Origin of the sequence: Mycobacterium sp. ELW1 (assembly GCF_008329905.1) — a bacterium.
Taxonomy (GTDB): Bacteria; Actinomycetota; Actinomycetes; order Mycobacteriales; family Mycobacteriaceae; genus Mycobacterium.
On sequence record NZ_CP032155.1, the window covers coordinates 2,240,225 to 2,255,478 of the forward strand.

The window sequence follows — 15,254 nt, forward strand, 5'->3', positions numbered from 1 at the left end:
ACGTCGATCTCGGTGCGAAGACTTAGTCGGCCTTCTTCGCCGACGGCCGGGCGCTGCCGCCGGTCGACTTCTTCTTCGGCGCGTCGCTTCCTGACGAGTCGGTCGACTGGGCCGAAGAGCTCTTCTTCGCGCCGGTCGGCTTCTTGGCAGGCGTGCCGGCTTTCGGCGTCGTCTCCGCCGCCGGCGTGCTGACCTCCGGCGTCTCGGGCTTGCTCACCTCAGGCGTGCTGACCTCGGGTTCGGCGGCCGCCGCCGTGACGGCCTTCGGTGTGGCGCTGGCCGCTGCGGGCAGGCTGGGGAAGGCAGGCAGGCTGATTCCCGGCAGCAGCTGCGCTCGCGTCGGCGCGCTGTAATCGGCTCGGTTGTAACCCATTTCGATGAACTTGCGCAGGACCGGGTCGATCGCGCCCAGAATCGGATCGGGCACGATTCCCTTGAGCGGCATCAGTAGCGGCACCAGCGGGGTCCGGATGAGGTAGTACGTGGTGTCGCCATGCTGCTGGTAGTACGCGCTGCCGCCGGCCTTCGCGGCCTCGATGTCGGCGGCGGTGAGCTCGGTCTGGGTCTGACCGTGGACGTAGATCATGCCCATGATCGCGTTGATCGTTGCCAGCAGATTCAAGGGATAGGTGGGGAAGTCGGCCCAGCCGTCGTACTGGCGGGCGACGTCGACCGTCGTATCGCCGTTGTCGGGAGTCGCCCCGCTCACGCTGATATCGAGGACCGGAATGTACAGTCCGGCAAACCGTTCCAGGATTCCGCCGTTGGGCCGGCTCGGGTTCTCGACGAGGACAAAGGTGTTCCCGGTGCCCTCGGGGTGGGCGGCCTTGTAGCGGGACAGCACCACCGCACCCTGCGACAGTCCGAAGATGACGTCGCCCTGGGGGTCGCGTGCCTCGACGTTCTTCACGCCCTGCGCAACGGACTGGTTCCACGTCTTGTCGAAGATGTAGTTGTTCGACACCGGCCAGAACCCGGCGTTGTAGGCGATGTTGCCTGCCGAGGTGGGGGTGGCGGCCGGGGTGTCGGTGCCGTCGAGCACGCGGGAGATGAAATCGCGGTACTGCTGGTCGGTGGGGGTCCAGCCGATGTTCGTGCCGCGCAGATAATCCACGGTGGCGGCGGTGAGCACCGGTGCCGATGACACCGTCGGCGTCAGCCCTACCGCGACCGCCGCGGCCACAGCCACCACACTCGTCACAGGCACAGACATCCGTCGGCTACCGAGCTTCTTCATCACAGGCCCCTTGATCGGCATAACTCGACTCGGGGAAAAGGCTACCTGAACTTCGGTGATATCCATCACGTGCCTTTGCCAGAGCACAGAGTCCGCGACCGATCGCGAGCGTGAGGAAACCCACCTGCGCCTCCCGTAAGCTGGTCAATCGTGGTTTCCTCGGCGCGGCGCCGGCTCGGCGTGATGGGTGGGACGTTCGATCCCATCCACAACGGCCACCTGGTCGCGGCCAGTGAGGTCGCCGACCTCTTCGAGCTGGACGAGGTGGTGTTCGTGCCCACCGGCCAGCCGTGGCAGAAGTCCCGGGAGGTGACCCCGGCCGAGGATCGCTACCTGATGACGGTCATCGCGACCGCCGCCAACCCCCGGTTCTCGGTGAGCCGCGTCGACATCGATCGCGGCGGGGCCACCTATACCAGCGACACCCTGCGGGATCTGCGCGCGCTCAATCCCGACGCCGACCTGTACTTCATCACCGGAGCCGACGCACTGGCCTCGATCCTGTCCTGGCAGAACTGGGAGGAGCTGTTCGCGCTGGCGAAGTTCGTCGGTGTGAGCCGGCCCGGTTACGAGCTCAACGGCGAACACATCGTCGCCGCGTTCGACCAACTGCCCGAGGAGGCGCTGAGTCTGGTCTCGGTGCCTGCCCTGGCCATCTCGTCCACCGACTGCCGGCTGCGTGCGGCCAAGAGCCGGCCCATCTGGTACCTGGTGCCCGACGGTGTCGTGCAGTACGTGTCCAAGCGCGGCCTCTACCGCGACCTGGGCCGGGTGGACCGCCTGTCCGTCACCACAATCGAGGAGACCACCACGTGACCGCGTCCGACGAAGCCGTCCAGATGGCCACTGTGGCCGCGCGGGCCGCCGCCGCCAAGCTCGCGCAGGACGTCGTCGTGATCGACGTGTCCGGCCAGCTGGTGATCACCGACTGCTTCGTGATCGCCTCGGCCTCCAACGAGCGGCAGGTCAACGCGATCGTCGACGAGGTCGAGGAGAAGATGCGGCTGGCCGGATACAAGCCGGCCCGTCGGGAAGGCACCCGCGAAGGCCGCTGGGTGCTCTTGGACTACGTCGACATCGTGGTGCACATCCAGCATCAGGAGGAGCGCAACTTCTACGCCCTGGACCGGTTGTGGCGGGATTGCCCCTTCCTGAGCGTGAATCTGGATGACGTTGAGGTCGAGGACACCCCATGAGGGTGCGCAGGCTGGTCATGCTGCGCCACGGGCAGACGGAGTACAACGCCGGCAGTCGTATGCAGGGTCAGCTCGACAGCGAGCTCACCGACTTGGGCCGGGCTCAGGCTGTTGCCGCTGCCGAGGTGCTCGCCAAGCGTCAGCCGGTGCGCATCGTTTCCTCGGATCTGCACCGCGCTTACGACACCGCGGTGGCGCTGGGGGAGCGCACCGGGCTGCGGGTGGAGGTCGACACCCGGCTCCGCGAAACCCACCTCGGTGACTGGCAGGGTCTGACGCACCATGAGGTGGACGCCATCTCACCAGGTGCGCGGCTGGCCTGGCGCGACGACGCCACCTGGGCTCCGCACGGCGGCGAGAGCCGGGTGGATGTCGCCCACCGCAGTGTCCCTTTGGTTGCCGAATTGGTTGCCGCAGAACGTGACTGGGGTGTCGACGAGCCCGACCGGCCGCTGGTGCTGGTAGCCCACGGTGGGCTGATCGCTGCGCTGTGCGCCGGGCTGCTGGCGCTTCCGGTCGAGAGCTGGCCGGTGCTGGGTGGGATGGGCAACGCGAGTTGGGCGCAGCTGTCCGGACACGGTGCCGACGACGCCGCCTTCGAGGACATCCGTTGGCGTCTCGACGTGTGGAACGCTTCGGCGCAGGTGGCCAACGATGTCCTCTGAGCCGACACTTCTGATCTTCTGCGACTCGCTGTCCTACTACGGCCCGCAAGGCGGCCTGCCCTCGGACGATCCGCGGATCTGGCCCAATATTGTTGGCCGTCAACTGGGTTGGGACGTCGAGCTGATCGGTCGCATCGGGTGGACCAGCCGCGACGTCTGGTGGGCAGCCACCCAGGATCCGCGGGCGTGGGCCGCGCTGCCCCGCGCCGGTGCGGTGATCTTCGCGACGAGCGGGATGGATTCGCTGCCCTCGCCGCTTCCCACCGCGTTGCGTGAATTGATCCGCTACGTCCGCCCGTCCTGGCTGCGCCGCTGGGTGCGCGACGGCTACGGCTGGGTTCAGCCGAGGCTCTCGCCGATGGCGCGTCCGGCGCTGCCGCCGCACCTGACGGTGGAGTACCTCGAAATGACCCGCGGTGCAATCGACTTCAACCGACCCGGTATCCCGATGGTCGCGTCGGTACCCTCGGTGCACATTGCGCCCACCTACGGCATGTCCCATCGCGGCAGGCCCGGCACGGTCGCCGCGATCAACGAGTGGGCGGCGCAGCACGACATTCCGGTGGTCGATCTGAAAGCCGCGGTGGCCGAGGAGGTTCTGGCCGGCCGCGGCAACCCGGACGGGATCCACTGGAACTTCGAGGCGCACTCCGGTGTCGCCGACCTGATGCTCAAGGCCCTCGCCGAAGCGGGGGTCCCACTCGACAACGCGCGCGACTGATCCATGGCCGTCGTGGTGGTCACCGATTCGTCGGCTCGGCTCCGGACCGATGACGTCCGCGCCTGCGGTATCCGCGTTGTGCCACTGCACATCCTGGTCGACGGCCGCGACCTGCGCGACGGCGTCGACGCTGTCCCGGCCGATCTGTATCAACGCGGTCATGTGACGACAGCCGGGGCGACCCCGAGTGAACTGTCCGCGGCCTATCGGGAGGCATTGCGCGCCAGCGGCGGCGACGGAGTGGTGGCCGTGCACATCTCCGGCGAGCTCTCCAGCACGCTGGGGGCTGCCGAATATGCGGCCCGCGAGTTCGACGGTGCCGTACGGGTGGTGGATTCGAAGTCGACGGGGATGGGCACCGGGTTCGTCGCTCTGGCGGCGGCGCGTGCCGCGCTCGGCGGAGCTGGCCTGGAAGCCGTTGCCGCCGAGGCGGAATCGACGGTTTCCCGGGTGCGTGCCTATATCGTCGTGCAGCGGCTGGACAACCTGCGCCGCAGCGGCCGCATCGGTACCGCCGCATCCTGGTTGGGCACCGCGCTCGCGCTCAAGCCGCTGCTGCGCATCGACGATCAGGGCCGGCTGGTGCTGGCCCAACGGGTGCGCACCGCATCCAAGGCCCAGGCCGCCATGATCGAGCAGGTTCTCGAGGTGGTGGGCGAGCGGCATGCCGCGCTCGCAGTCCACCACATCGACAATCCCGACGCCGCAGGGGAACTGGCCGCCACGTTGGCGTCGGCGCTGCCCGGGTGCGGTGACGTGATCGTCACCGACCTGGGCCCGGTGCTCGGCGTGCACGTCGGCGCCGGCGCGGTGGGAATCGTCGTCGCACTCGATCCCACCCCGCCGGATCGCCTCACGCCTGCTTGAGGGCCTCGATTTCGAGGGTGATGGTGACCTTGTCGCCGACAACCGCCCCGCCGGTCTCCAACGGCATGTCGATGTCGATGCCGAAGTCCTTGCGGTTCAGCACCACTGATGCCTCGAACCCGGCGACCGCGCCGTGCCCCATGCCGGGATTCACCCCGTTGAACTGCACGGGCAGGCTGATCCGGCGAGTCACGCCCTTGAGGGTGAAGTCGCCCTCGAGCCGGTGGGTATCGCCGTCGGGAATCACCGCCGTCGAAACGAAGGTGGCGGTGGGGTACTGCTCGACGTCGAAGAAGTCGGGCGCCCGCAGGTGCGCATCGCGCTGCTCGTTGCCGGTGTAGACCGAGGCGACGTCGATCTCGGCGGTCACCGACGGCGTGCCGTCGGCCGCGACGGTGACGGCGCCGCTGAACGCGCCGAAGGTCCCGCGGACCTTGCTGACGACGAGGTGACGTACTGAGAAGCTGATCGACGAATGGACGGGGTCGATCGACCAGGTTCCGGTGAGGTCGGTGGCCTGAACCGCTGCGGTCATCGTGAGATCTCCTTGATCGGCGGCGCCGTGCCCTGTGCCGACGCCTCTCACGAAGTAACCGGACCGTGGTCCGGTTTCATTCCCGCCCGGTCAGCTGGGGGCGAACCTGCCCGTGACCGGCGGCAGATCGGCCAGCGTCGCGATGCCGGGCTTGGCGGCGACGACAGCGGGCACCGCGTTGGTGACCGGCAGCGCGGTGTAGATCATGCCCAGCCCCATGAAGCCCGGTTCCGGCCAGTTCTTCGGCGGCAGGCAGTGCAGCACCGTGCGCATGTTGGGCACCCCGTACACCTGGATGACGTGACCGTGCTCGAGTGGCTTGGGCGGCACCACGTGACTGCCCATGATCCAGTTGAACCCGACGCTGACGACATTGCGATCGCCCACCCAGCCCCGGTGGTAGCCGTACACGCCGCCGACGGTGCCCTCCGGAATCGTCATGAACCCGAGGTCGCTGTCCCCGGTGGCGGTGGTGAACGTGACATCGAAGGTCATCCGGTCCAGCTTCGCGCCGATCGCGTCGGCCATCATCGCCGCGGACTCGGCGAACACCTCGCTCTCCACCCGCACACTCTCGGCCAGCCCTTCGGTGTCGGGATCGCAGCCGAATCCCATCGCCGACTGGGTGCCCGCCGACTCATAGGTCGAGCAGTCCACCGACTCGGTGATGCGGATTTCGTCGACGCGCTCGCAGGCACCGGAGAGCACCATGCCGACCATATTCGTCATCCCGGGATGCGCGCCGCTACCGAAGATCGTGGAATTGCCTTGCTCACAAGCCTTTCGGATCCTGGCCAGATCCTCGGGTGACTGCTTGCCCCCGGTGATCCACGCCGCCGACGAACACACGTTGACGCCGGCCTCCAACAGCCGCACCAACTCGTCCACGCTGGGCCACAACGGGTTGTAGCAGCAGGCGTCCGGTTTGGCCGCCAGCAGCGCATCGATGTCGTTGGTCGCGGTGACGCCCGTGGGTTCGGGCCAGCCGGACAACTCGGCAGCGTCGACACCGAGCTTGTCGGCGCCGTGGGCGTACACCCCGACCAGTTCCAGATCCGGCCGGCTGATGATCGCGTGCAGCGACCGGCGACCGATGTTGCCGGTTGTCCACTGGATCACCCGGATGGGGCGGTCGGTGATGGCGGTCATGGGGTGCTCCCTGGGTGGCGAGGTTCGGACGTGTACACAGTTCCGGATTCATCCACAGGTTCGCACCGCGCAGTCCCGCACAGCGGATCTCCAGTCGTCATCGCGTCCTACGGTCGCGGCATGCGAACCGATGAGCCGCTGGCCGGCCTGCAGCGCCGGCTCCGAGGTGACCCGGCGGGTGAGCCGACTGATGATGACGACGAGGACGAGATCCCGGTACCCAGCTGGATCCCGGACGGGCGCACTGACCGCGGTGCGAACTGGCTGGCCGCGATCCGGGCCGACCCAGGCCGCTCCGGCGGTATCGCGCTGGCGGTGATCGCCGTTGTGGCCGTCCTGATCACGGTGTTCGCTCTGATGCGTGACGACCCGCCACCGGTGGTGTCGGCCAAGCTGCCGCCGGTGGAGATGGTGTCCTCGGCCGCCTCGCGGCCCGGACCGGATCCCAACCAGCCTGTGGTGGTCAGCGTGGTCGGGCTCGTCACCAAGCCCGGTCTGGTGACCCTGGCGCCGGACGCCCGCATCGCCGACGCGGTGTCGGCCGCGGGCGGCGCACTGAACGGGGCCGACACGCTCGGGCTGAACATGGCGCGCCATCTCACCGACGGCGAACAGATCGTCGTCGGCATCGGCACCCCGGCCGGCCAGCCGACCGCACTGGGCAGTTCGGTCAGCGGCACACCGCCCGCCGCGTCCGATCCGCCGGCGGCGCCGGGGAAGGGCGCACCGGCAGAGCCGGTCAACCTCAACGCCGCCACCGTCGAGCAGCTCGATGCGCTTCCGGGCGTGGGGCCGGTGACAGCCGCCGCGATCGTGGCGTGGCGGGACGCCAACGGCAAGTTCGCCAGCGTCGACCAGCTCGGTGAGGTCGACGGCATCGGCCCGGCGCGGCTGGAGAAACTACGGGCGCTGGTGCGGGTTTGACGGATGTGGGGGCCCGGCTCGATCTGCGGCTGGTCCCCGCGGCGGTGACGGCCTGGGCGGTGACCGCGGTGGCGATCACGTGGGCGGTGGGCCCGCTGCTGGCAGCAGCCTGCGCGGGCGTCGGCATCGGTTGGGCGCTGCTGGCTCGCCGGTGCAGCGAGCGGGTGCCGGTTCTCCGCATGGCCGGCGCCGCGGTGGCGGGCGCTGCGGTCGTGGGTGCGGGCTTCGCGCTGGCGGCGGCCATGCGCAGCGACGCGGTCCGTGAACATCCGATCGCACAGCGATTCGGCGCGGTGGCGACAGTGACGGTGACGCCGGGGGAGGAGCCCCGCCAGCTGGGCAGTGGACGGCTGATGTTCCGTGCCGCGCTTTCGCAGTTCGACGGTGCCGAGATGACCGGCAGTGTGGTGGTTTTCGCGCAGGCACAGGGTTTCGGTGAGGTGATGGCCGGCCAGCCCGTCCGCTTCAAGGCCCGCATCAGCCGGCCGACCCGGCGCGACTTGACGGTGGCCGTGCTCAACGCGACCGGCCGACCCACGGTGGGGCGGGCGTCGCCGCTGCAACGGGCGGCCCGGGCGGTGCGTGACCAGTTCGCCCGATCGGCCCGCGACGTGCTGCCCGCCGATCAGGCTGCCATCCTGCCGGGGCTGGTATTGGGCGATACCTCAGCGGTATCACCCACCACCGCAACGGAATTCAAGACAGCCGGGCTCACCCACCTCACCGCGGTCTCCGGCGCCAACGTCACGATCGTCTGCGGCGCCGTGCTGCTGTCCGCCGGCCTGGTGGGACCGCGCGCGGCGGTCGGGCTGGCGGCCGTCGCGCTGGTGGCGTTCGTCATCGTCGTACAGCCCACGGCCAGCGTGTTGCGCGCGGCGGTGATGGGCGCCATCGCATTGGTGGCCATCGTGAGCGCCCGCAGGAGGCAGGCGGTTCCGGTGTTGGCGGCCACCGTACTCGGATTGCTCATCGCGGCACCGCAATTGGCTGTCGACGCGGGCTTCGCGCTGTCGGTGTCCGCGACCGCCGCGCTCATCGTGCTGGCCCCCGGCTGGTCGGCTCGGCTGATCGCCCGCGGCTGGCCGAAGCCTCTGGCCGACGCGTTGTGTGTCGCGTTGGCCGCCCAATTGGTCACCGCACCGTTGGTCGCCGCGATATCGGGCAAGCTGAGCGTGATCGGCGTCCTCGCCAATCTGGCTGTCGCCGTGGTGATCCCGCCGATCACGGTGCTGGGTACCGCGGCCGCCGCGCTGTGTTGGCTGCTGCCCCCGGCCGCCGGGCTGCTGATCCGCTTCACCGGTCCGGAGCTGTGGTGGCTGCTGCGCGTCGCGTCCACCGCCGCGGACGTCCCCGGTGCCGCGGTGAGCGTGCCGTCCGGGCTCGGTGGCGTGCTGGCCGTCGCGGGAACGTCGCTCGCCGTGTTGCTGGTGTGGCGATGCGTGAAGGTCGGTGTCAGCCGATGTCGGCCGCACATGAAACGATCATCGGGTGAGCGCGACGGTAGACGGTCTGCATCTGATCCTGGGTGATGAGGAGTTACTGGTGGACCGCGCCATCTCCGAGGTGATGCGGCTGGCCCGCGACGCGTCCGGCGGCGCCGACGTCCCGGTGGACCGGTTGCGCGCGGGCGATGTGTCGGTCAACGAGCTCGCCGAACTGCTCAGCCCGTCGCTGTTCGCCGACGAGCGGGTGGTGGTGCTCGAATCGGCCGCCGAGGCCGGCAAGGAGGCTGTGGAGCTGATCGCGACGGCAGCAGCCGACCTGCCGCCCGGAACTGTGCTCGCGGTCGCACACTCCGGTGGTGGGCGCGCCAAGGCGCTCGCCGATCAGCTCAAGAAGCTCGGCGCCCAGGTGCATCCGTGCGCCAAGATCACCAAGGCCGCCGAGCGGGCCGACTTCGTGCGCGCCGAATTCCGCGCACAGAAGATCAAGGTCGACGAGGACACCATCACCGCGCTGCTCGACGCCGTCGGCTCCGACATCCGGGAACTCGCCGCGGCGTGCTCACAGCTGGTCGCCGACACAGCCGGTCATGTCGACGCGATCGCGGTCCGGCGCTATCACAGCGGTAAGGCGGAGGTCTCCGGCTTCGATATCGCCGACAAGGCCGTGGTGGGTGATGTCGCGGGCTCGGCCGAGGCGCTGCGCTGGGCGATGTTGCGCGGCGTGCCGCACGTCGTGCTGGCCGATGCGCTCGCCGAGGCGGTGCACACGATCGCGCGGGTGGGCCCGGTATCCGGCGACCCGTACCGGTTGGCCTCGGAGCTGGGGATGCCGCCGTGGAAGATCCAGAAGGCGCAAAAGCAGTCGCGGCGCTGGTCGCGCGACAAGGTGGCGACGGCGATGCGGCTGGTCGCGGCGTTGAACGCCGACGTCAAGGGTGCAGCAGCCGATGCGGACTACGTGCTGGAGGATGCGGTACGCAAGGTGGCGCAACTGGCCGCTGGAAGCGGCCGGGACTGAATCAGATCTTGTTGAAGGCCTGCGCCAGAGCGGACTTCTTGTTGGCCGCCTGGTTCTTGTGAATGACGCCCTTGCTGGCGGCCTTGTCCAGCTTGCGGCTGGTCGTCACGAGCAGCTCGGCGGCCTTGTCCTTGTCGCCCTCAGCAGCGGCCGTCCGGAAACCGCGGATCGCGGTATGCAGCGCACTCTTCACCGACTTGTTGCGCACCCGGCGCCGCTCGTTGGTGCGGATGCGCTTTTCCTGCGACTTGATGTTGGCCACGCGTTAGTTCCTCGTCTTCAAGCTTGGGGTTCGTCAGTCTTGCCGGGGCCGTCAGGCCCTCGGGCAGCGACTGCTCAGAGTACCAGTGGTGGCCCTGAACTCACAAAATGGAGGTCACTGGCCTGCCGAAACGGTGAACGTGCGGCAGCATGGGACACGTGAGCCTTCGAACCCTGCCTTCGGAAACAAACCGGTCGTCGCGCAATGGGTCGCGACAACCTCGGCATCACGACCATATCTTCGGCGGCTACAACAACCTCGGCTCCTATGCCAAGGCCTTCGACGAGATGTTCGACAACCAGGGCAATGTCCGGGGACCGTACAAGGGAATCTTTGCCGAACTCGCGCCGTCCGACGCCGAGGAGCTCGAGGCCAGGGCCGAGGCGCTGGGCCGCGCGTTCATCGATCAGGGCATCACGTTCTCGCTGTCCGGTCAGGAGCGACCCTTCCCGCTCGACCTGGTGCCCCGGGTGATCTCCGCCGCTGAGTGGTCCCGGCTCGAACGGGGCATCACCCAACGGGTCAAGGCCCTGGAGATGTACCTCGACGACATCTACGGCGACCAGGAAATCCTGCGTGACGGGGTCATCCCGCGCCGGCTGGTCACCTCCTGCGAGCACTTCCACCGGCAGGCTGCCGGCATCAGCCCGCCGAACGGGGTGCGCATCCACGTCGCCGGCATCGACCTGGTTCGCGACGCCCAGGGCACCTTCCGGGTGCTCGAAGACAACCTGCGCTCCCCGTCGGGCGTGTCCTACGTCATGGAGAACCGGCGGACCATGGCCCGGGTCTTCCCCAACCTGTTCGCCACCCACCGGGTGCGCGCGGTCGGTGACTATTCGTCGCACCTGCTGCGGGCGCTGCGCAATGCCGCGGCCACCAACGAGGCCGACCCGACGGTCGTCGTGCTCACCCCGGGGCCGTTCAACTCGGCCTACTTCGAGCATTCCCTGCTGGCCCGGCAGATGGGCGTGGAGCTGGTCGAGGGCCGCGATCTGTTCTGTCGCGACAACGTCGTCTACATGCGCACCACCGAAGGGGAGCGCCAGGTCGATGTCATCTACCGCCGCATCGACGACGACTACCTCGACCCGATGCAGTTCCGTCCCGACTCGGTGCTCGGCGTGGCGGGCCTGCTGAACGCCGCACGTGCCGGCAACGTCGTGATCTCCAGCGCGGTCGGCAACGGCGTCGGCGACGACAAACTGGTCTACACCTACGTGCCGACGATCATCGAGTACTACCTCGGCGAGAAGCCGTTGTTGGCCAACGTCGACACGTTCCGCTGCTGGCTCGACGAGGAGCGCGAGGAAGTTCTCGACCGGATCGACGAACTGGTGATCAAACCGGTCGAGGGTTCCGGCGGTTACGGCATCGTGTTCGGTCCGGACGCATCCGAGAAGGAACTGGCGACCATTCGCAAGAAGGTCATCGCGGATCCTCGCGGCTGGATCGCGCAGCCGGTCGTCCAGTTGTCGACGGTGCCCACCAAGGTCGGCGATGCCCTTGCCCCGCGTCACGTCGATCTGCGGCCGTTCGCCGTCAACGACGGCGAGGATGTCTGGGTGCTGCCCGGCGGACTGACCCGCACGGCGCTGATCGAGGGGTCGCTGGTGGTCAACTCCAGCCAGGGCGGGGGATCCAAAGACACCTGGGTGCTGGCCTCGAAGACATCGGTGGCCGCCCGCGAACTCGGTGACGCCGAGGTGGTGCGCAAGATTCCCAAACCCGGAAAGGCGCCGGTCGCCGAGAAAGGCCCCGAGTCGTCCGGTCAGCAGCAACAAGGCCAACAGCAGCAGAGCCAGAGCCAGCAACAGCAACAGCAACAGCAACAGCAGCAGGTGATGCGCTGATGCTGGCCCGCAACGCCGAGGCGCTCTACTGGATCGGGCGCTACGTCGAGCGCGCCGACGACATCGCCCGCATTCTCGATGTGACTGTGCACCAGCTGCTCGAGGACTCGAGCGTCGATCCTGACCAGACCTCGCGGATTCTGTTGCAGGTGCTGGGAATCGAGCCGCCCAAACATCAGCTCGATCTGTGGTCACTGACCGACCTGGTGGCATTCAGCCGCGATACCGCAGGCGGCTGCTCGATCGTCGAGGCGATCTCGGCGGCCCGTGAAAACGCCCGATCTGCACGGGAAGTCACCTCCAGTGACATGTGGGAGTGCCTGAACACCACCTACAACGCGCTCGCCGAAAGGGAGCGGGCGGCCCGCCGGCTCGGCCCGCACGAGTTCTTCAGCTTCATCGAGGGCCGGGCAGCGATGTTCGCGGGGCTGGCCGATTCGACGCTGTCCCGCGACGACGGGTACCGCTTCCTGGTGCTCGGCCGCGCCATCGAGCGGGTCGACATGACAGTGCGGCTGCTGCTGTCCCGGGTGGGCGACAGCGCATCGTCGCCCGCCTGGGTGACGGTGTTGCGTTCGGCGGGTGCCCACGACACCTACCTGCGCACCTACCGCGGGGTGCTCGACGCCAGTCGGGTCGTCGAATTCATGTTGCTGGACCGGCTTTTCCCACGTTCGATCTACTACTCGCTCAAGCTGGCCGAGCACAGTCTCGACGAGCTCATGCACCGCCCGCACAACCGGTTGGGTTCCACCGCCGAGGCTCAGCGTCTACTCGGCCGCGCCCGCAGCGAGTTGGAGTTCATCGGGCCCGGTGTGCTGCTCGAGTCGCTGGAGGAACGGCTGGCCGGACTGCAGGCAACCTGTCGCGACGTCGGAGATGCGGTGGCGCTGCAGTACTTCCACTCCGCGCCGTGGGTCGCGTGGTCTGACGCCGGGCAGCCGGGCTTGCTGGTGATCGAGGAAGGGGAAATCTGATGTGGCGGATGCGGGTCGTACACGCGACGGGGTACGCCTACAAATCACCGGTCACCGCGTCGTACAACGAAGCTCGGCTGACGCCGCGCTCGGACTCCCGGCAGAACGTCATCCTCAACCGCGTGGAGACCATCCCGGCGACCCGAAATTACCGTTACGTCGACTATTGGGGCACGGCGGTAACGGCTTTCGACCTGCACGCGCCGCACACCGAGTTGGAGGTGACAGCGTCATCGGTGGTCGAGACCGACAAGCCGGAACCTCCGAGCGAGGACGTGACGTGGGATGAGCTGGCGTCCGCGGCGGTCCGGGACCGGTTCGACGAGGTGCTGACTCCGACGCACTACGCGCCGGCCAGCCGGCGACTCGAGCGGGTCGGCAAACGCATCATCAAGGAGAACGATCCGGTGCACGCCGTGATCGCCGCCGCTCAATGGGTGCACAGCGAACTGAACTACGTTCCCGGCACCACCGGTGTGCACTCGTCGGGTATCGACGCTCTCCGCGAAGGCAAGGGTGTGTGTCAGGACTTTGCCCATCTGACGCTGATCCTGTTGCGTGGCATGGGAATTCCGGCTCGGTACGTGTCGGGGTATCTGCACCCCAATCGCGATGCCGTGATCGGAGACACCATCGACGGGCAGAGCCACGCATGGGTCCAGGCCTGGACGGGTGGGTGGTGGAACTACGACCCGACCAACGACAAAGAGATCAACGAGCAGTACATCAGCGTCGGCGTCGGGCGGGACTACGCCGACGTGACGCCGCTGAAGGGCATCTACTCCGGCGAGGGCTCGACCGATCTCGATGTGGTCGTGGAGGTCACCAGACTGGCATGATCGGCCGGTGGCCGCCGAGCACTGATGATCGCCTCGGCCACCAGCACCACCAGCAGCGATATACCGAAGACCGGGAACAAGATTCCGAGAACGACCGCGATCGCGGTCACGGCGATCATCGCCTTCTTCGGGGTGTTCGCCCGGGTGGATTCGCTGGCCGGGCCGGGTAGCCCGCTGCGGCCGGCGGGGCGGCGTTTCCACCACATCAGCAATCCTGTCGCCGCGCTGAGAAGAACACCGAGGCAGGCGACGGTGGCCGAAATGCGGGTGAGCCAACCCATTTGGTTGCCCATGTGCATGGCGATCCCGAAGCTCGTCAACCGGGACAGGGCACCGTCCTGGGCGGCGGTGGCGTTGGTGATGGTGGCGCCGGTGAACTGGTTCAGATACAACGTCCGCTGTTCGGACACTCGTTGCGGCCACCGGTTGACCACCGTGTAGCTGCCGTAGACCGTGGTTCCGTCCTGCGTCGTATCAGTCGGCGGGAAGATCGAATAGCCCGGCACCATGTGCTCGTCCTTCGCGATCCGGTCAATGTCGTTGTAGGACATCCGGGTCGCGCCCGCGGGAGACTGCGACGCGTAGATCGGGTCGTCGGTGGCGGACCAGGCGATGCGGCGCCCCAGACGGTCGTAGTCGCCGAGCTTCGCAGGCGTTGAGGGGGCATCGATTTCGGTGGACGGGGTGACCGTCGCGGTCACCGCCCGCCAGTTCTCACCCCAGTACCGCGTCCAGGTCATCCCGGACAGGATGTAGCAGATCAGGATGACCGCGACGACAACGCCGGTCAGCGCATGCACATCGCGCCACCGAAGCCGGCCGCCGGCACGCCATCGCACGCGCAGCAGCGGCTTGGCGGCTTCGGCGGCACGCGGCCACCACAGATAGATGCCGCTGCCGAGCAGCACCAGGATCCAGGTCGCGGTCAGCTCCATCCACAGGTTGCCGATCCCGACCGGGATGGTCGACTCGGGATACGCGGACGGATTGATGAGGTGTCCCAACGAGGGCAGCTGGATATGCGGGCCGTCGTTGCCGAACATCCGATGCAGCTGATTGGCCCAGCCGACCAATCCGGACAGTTGATCGCGCTGCCCCAGATAGGCGCCCGTGTAGGGATCGACGAACACCTGGATGACGTTGGCTTCGGCCTGCGGGTAGCCCTTGGCGTCGGCAGCGGAGAAGTCCACCCGGGTCGAGGCATTCGGTCCGTCCGGCGGCGTGACCGCCTCCAGTGTGCTTCCGGCGCCGGCGTGCTGGGTGGCGGTCGCCACCTGCGCGTCGAGGGGAACCGTCTGCGGTCCCTGCTCGACGACGAGCAGATGCCGGTTGAGCAGGGCGTCCAGCGGTTGGCTGTAGAGGATCACCAGGCCGCTGCAGGCCAGCACCACCAGCACCGGCGCGGCGAACAGCCCAACCCAGAAGTGCAGCCGCCAGATCCGGCGCAGCACAGCCGCATCACCGCGGCGCGTCGAAGTCTCCGTCGTCGTCATCGCCCATAAGTCGGGCGACGGGGCGGCTTAGTTCCCGACGGCTAGTTCCCGACGGCTAGTTCCCGACGGCTAG

The 15,254-nt window shown here is 68.0% G+C and carries 16 protein-coding genes; 11 read left to right on the forward strand and 5 right to left on the reverse strand.

Going from position 1 to position 15,254, the window contains the following annotated elements; translation table 11 throughout:
• Positions 1–22 precede the first annotated feature (22 nt).
• The gene (locus D3H54_RS10365; protein WP_286199199.1) at positions 23–1,237 is read right to left on the reverse strand and encodes a PE-PPE domain-containing protein; all 1,215 of its coding nucleotides are present in this window, start codon (positions 1,235–1,237) and stop codon (positions 23–25) included.
• Between the two features lie 150 nt (positions 1,238–1,387).
• On the opposite strand from D3H54_RS10365, the gene nadD reads away from it, so the two are divergent.
• Genes nadD through D3H54_RS10390 form a run of 5 tightly spaced genes read left to right on the forward strand, consistent with a single transcriptional unit; the run spans position 1,388 to position 4,686 of the window.
• Positions 1,388–2,053 (forward strand): nicotinate-nucleotide adenylyltransferase, encoded by a 666-nt coding sequence (gene nadD / locus D3H54_RS10370; RefSeq protein ID WP_286199200.1) that lies wholly within the window; start codon positions 1,388–1,390, stop codon positions 2,051–2,053.
• Entirely contained in the window at positions 2,050–2,433 is a 384-nt protein-coding gene (gene rsfS, locus D3H54_RS10375) for a ribosome silencing factor (RefSeq protein WP_149378959.1), read from the forward strand. Before nadD ends, rsfS begins: the two co-directional genes overlap by 4 nt.
• Positions 2,430–3,098: a glucosyl-3-phosphoglycerate phosphatase gene (gene gpgP, locus D3H54_RS10380; RefSeq protein WP_149378960.1), complete on the forward strand. Its 669-nt coding sequence runs from the start codon at positions 2,430–2,432 to the stop codon at positions 3,096–3,098. Before rsfS ends, gpgP begins: the two co-directional genes overlap by 4 nt.
• Entirely contained in the window at positions 3,088–3,819 is a 732-nt protein-coding gene (gene octT / locus D3H54_RS10385; RefSeq protein WP_149378961.1) for a diglucosylglycerate octanoyltransferase, read from the forward strand. Before gpgP ends, octT begins: the two co-directional genes overlap by 11 nt.
• 3 nt (positions 3,820–3,822) lie before the next feature.
• The gene (locus D3H54_RS10390; protein ID WP_149378962.1) at positions 3,823–4,686 is read left to right on the forward strand and encodes a DegV family protein; all 864 of its coding nucleotides are present in this window, start codon (positions 3,823–3,825) and stop codon (positions 4,684–4,686) included.
• On the opposite strand, the gene D3H54_RS10395 is transcribed toward D3H54_RS10390, so the two are convergent.
• Together D3H54_RS10395 and D3H54_RS10400 are read right to left on the reverse strand one after the other, a co-directional pair.
• Positions 4,673–5,221, reverse strand: coding sequence for a YceI family protein (locus tag D3H54_RS10395; RefSeq protein WP_149378963.1), 549 nt, complete (start codon positions 5,219–5,221; stop codon positions 4,673–4,675). The genes D3H54_RS10390 and D3H54_RS10395 overlap by 14 nt on opposite strands.
• Positions 5,222–5,311: 90 nt before the next feature.
• A complete protein-coding gene (locus D3H54_RS10400; protein ID WP_149378964.1) occupies positions 5,312–6,370 on the reverse strand; it encodes an NAD(P)H-dependent amine dehydrogenase family protein in 1,059 nt (352 codons plus the stop codon).
• Between the two features lie 120 nt (positions 6,371–6,490).
• Here D3H54_RS10400 and D3H54_RS10405 point away from each other — a divergent pair, with 120 nt between their 5' ends.
• From D3H54_RS10405 to holA, 3 genes are read left to right on the forward strand one after another with little or no spacing between them, the layout of a single operon-like run.
• Complete coding sequence (locus D3H54_RS10405) at positions 6,491–7,294, forward strand: ComEA family DNA-binding protein (protein ID WP_149378965.1); 804 nt, start codon at positions 6,491–6,493, stop codon at positions 7,292–7,294.
• Positions 7,291–8,823, forward strand: a complete 1,533-nt coding sequence (locus D3H54_RS10410) for a ComEC/Rec2 family competence protein (RefSeq protein WP_149378966.1) — start codon at positions 7,291–7,293, stop codon at positions 8,821–8,823. Before D3H54_RS10405 ends, D3H54_RS10410 begins: the two co-directional genes overlap by 4 nt.
• On the forward strand, positions 8,804–9,757 hold the full coding sequence (holA, locus tag D3H54_RS10415; RefSeq protein ID WP_168215059.1) for a DNA polymerase III subunit delta: 954 nt from the start codon (positions 8,804–8,806) through the stop codon (positions 9,755–9,757). Before D3H54_RS10410 ends, holA begins: the two co-directional genes overlap by 20 nt.
• A gap of 1 nt (position 9,758) precedes the next feature.
• On the opposite strand, the gene rpsT is transcribed toward holA, so the two are convergent.
• On the reverse strand, positions 9,759–10,019 hold the full coding sequence (rpsT, locus tag D3H54_RS10420) for a 30S ribosomal protein S20 (RefSeq protein WP_149378968.1): 261 nt from the start codon (positions 10,017–10,019) through the stop codon (positions 9,759–9,761).
• Positions 10,020–10,306: 287 nt separating this feature from the next.
• On the opposite strand from rpsT, the gene D3H54_RS10425 reads away from it, so the two are divergent.
• Genes D3H54_RS10425 through D3H54_RS10435 form a run of 3 tightly spaced genes read left to right on the forward strand, consistent with a single transcriptional unit; the run spans position 10,307 to position 13,688 of the window.
• A complete protein-coding gene (locus tag D3H54_RS10425) occupies positions 10,307–11,872 on the forward strand; it encodes a circularly permuted type 2 ATP-grasp protein (RefSeq protein WP_502707762.1) in 1,566 nt (521 codons plus the stop codon).
• The gene (locus tag D3H54_RS10430; protein ID WP_149378969.1) at positions 11,872–12,849 is read left to right on the forward strand and encodes an alpha-E domain-containing protein; all 978 of its coding nucleotides are present in this window, start codon (positions 11,872–11,874) and stop codon (positions 12,847–12,849) included. The genes D3H54_RS10425 and D3H54_RS10430 overlap by 1 nt, the downstream gene beginning before the upstream one ends.
• On the forward strand, positions 12,849–13,688 hold the full coding sequence (locus D3H54_RS10435) for a transglutaminase family protein (RefSeq protein ID WP_149378970.1): 840 nt from the start codon (positions 12,849–12,851) through the stop codon (positions 13,686–13,688). Before D3H54_RS10430 ends, D3H54_RS10435 begins: the two co-directional genes overlap by 1 nt.
• Here D3H54_RS10435 and D3H54_RS10440 read toward each other — a convergent pair.
• Positions 13,628–15,181, reverse strand: coding sequence for a PepSY-associated TM helix domain-containing protein (locus D3H54_RS10440; RefSeq protein ID WP_149378971.1), 1,554 nt, complete (start codon positions 15,179–15,181; stop codon positions 13,628–13,630). The two genes, D3H54_RS10435 and D3H54_RS10440, sit on opposite strands and share 61 nt — an antisense overlap.
• Positions 15,182–15,254: the final 73 nt, after the last annotated feature.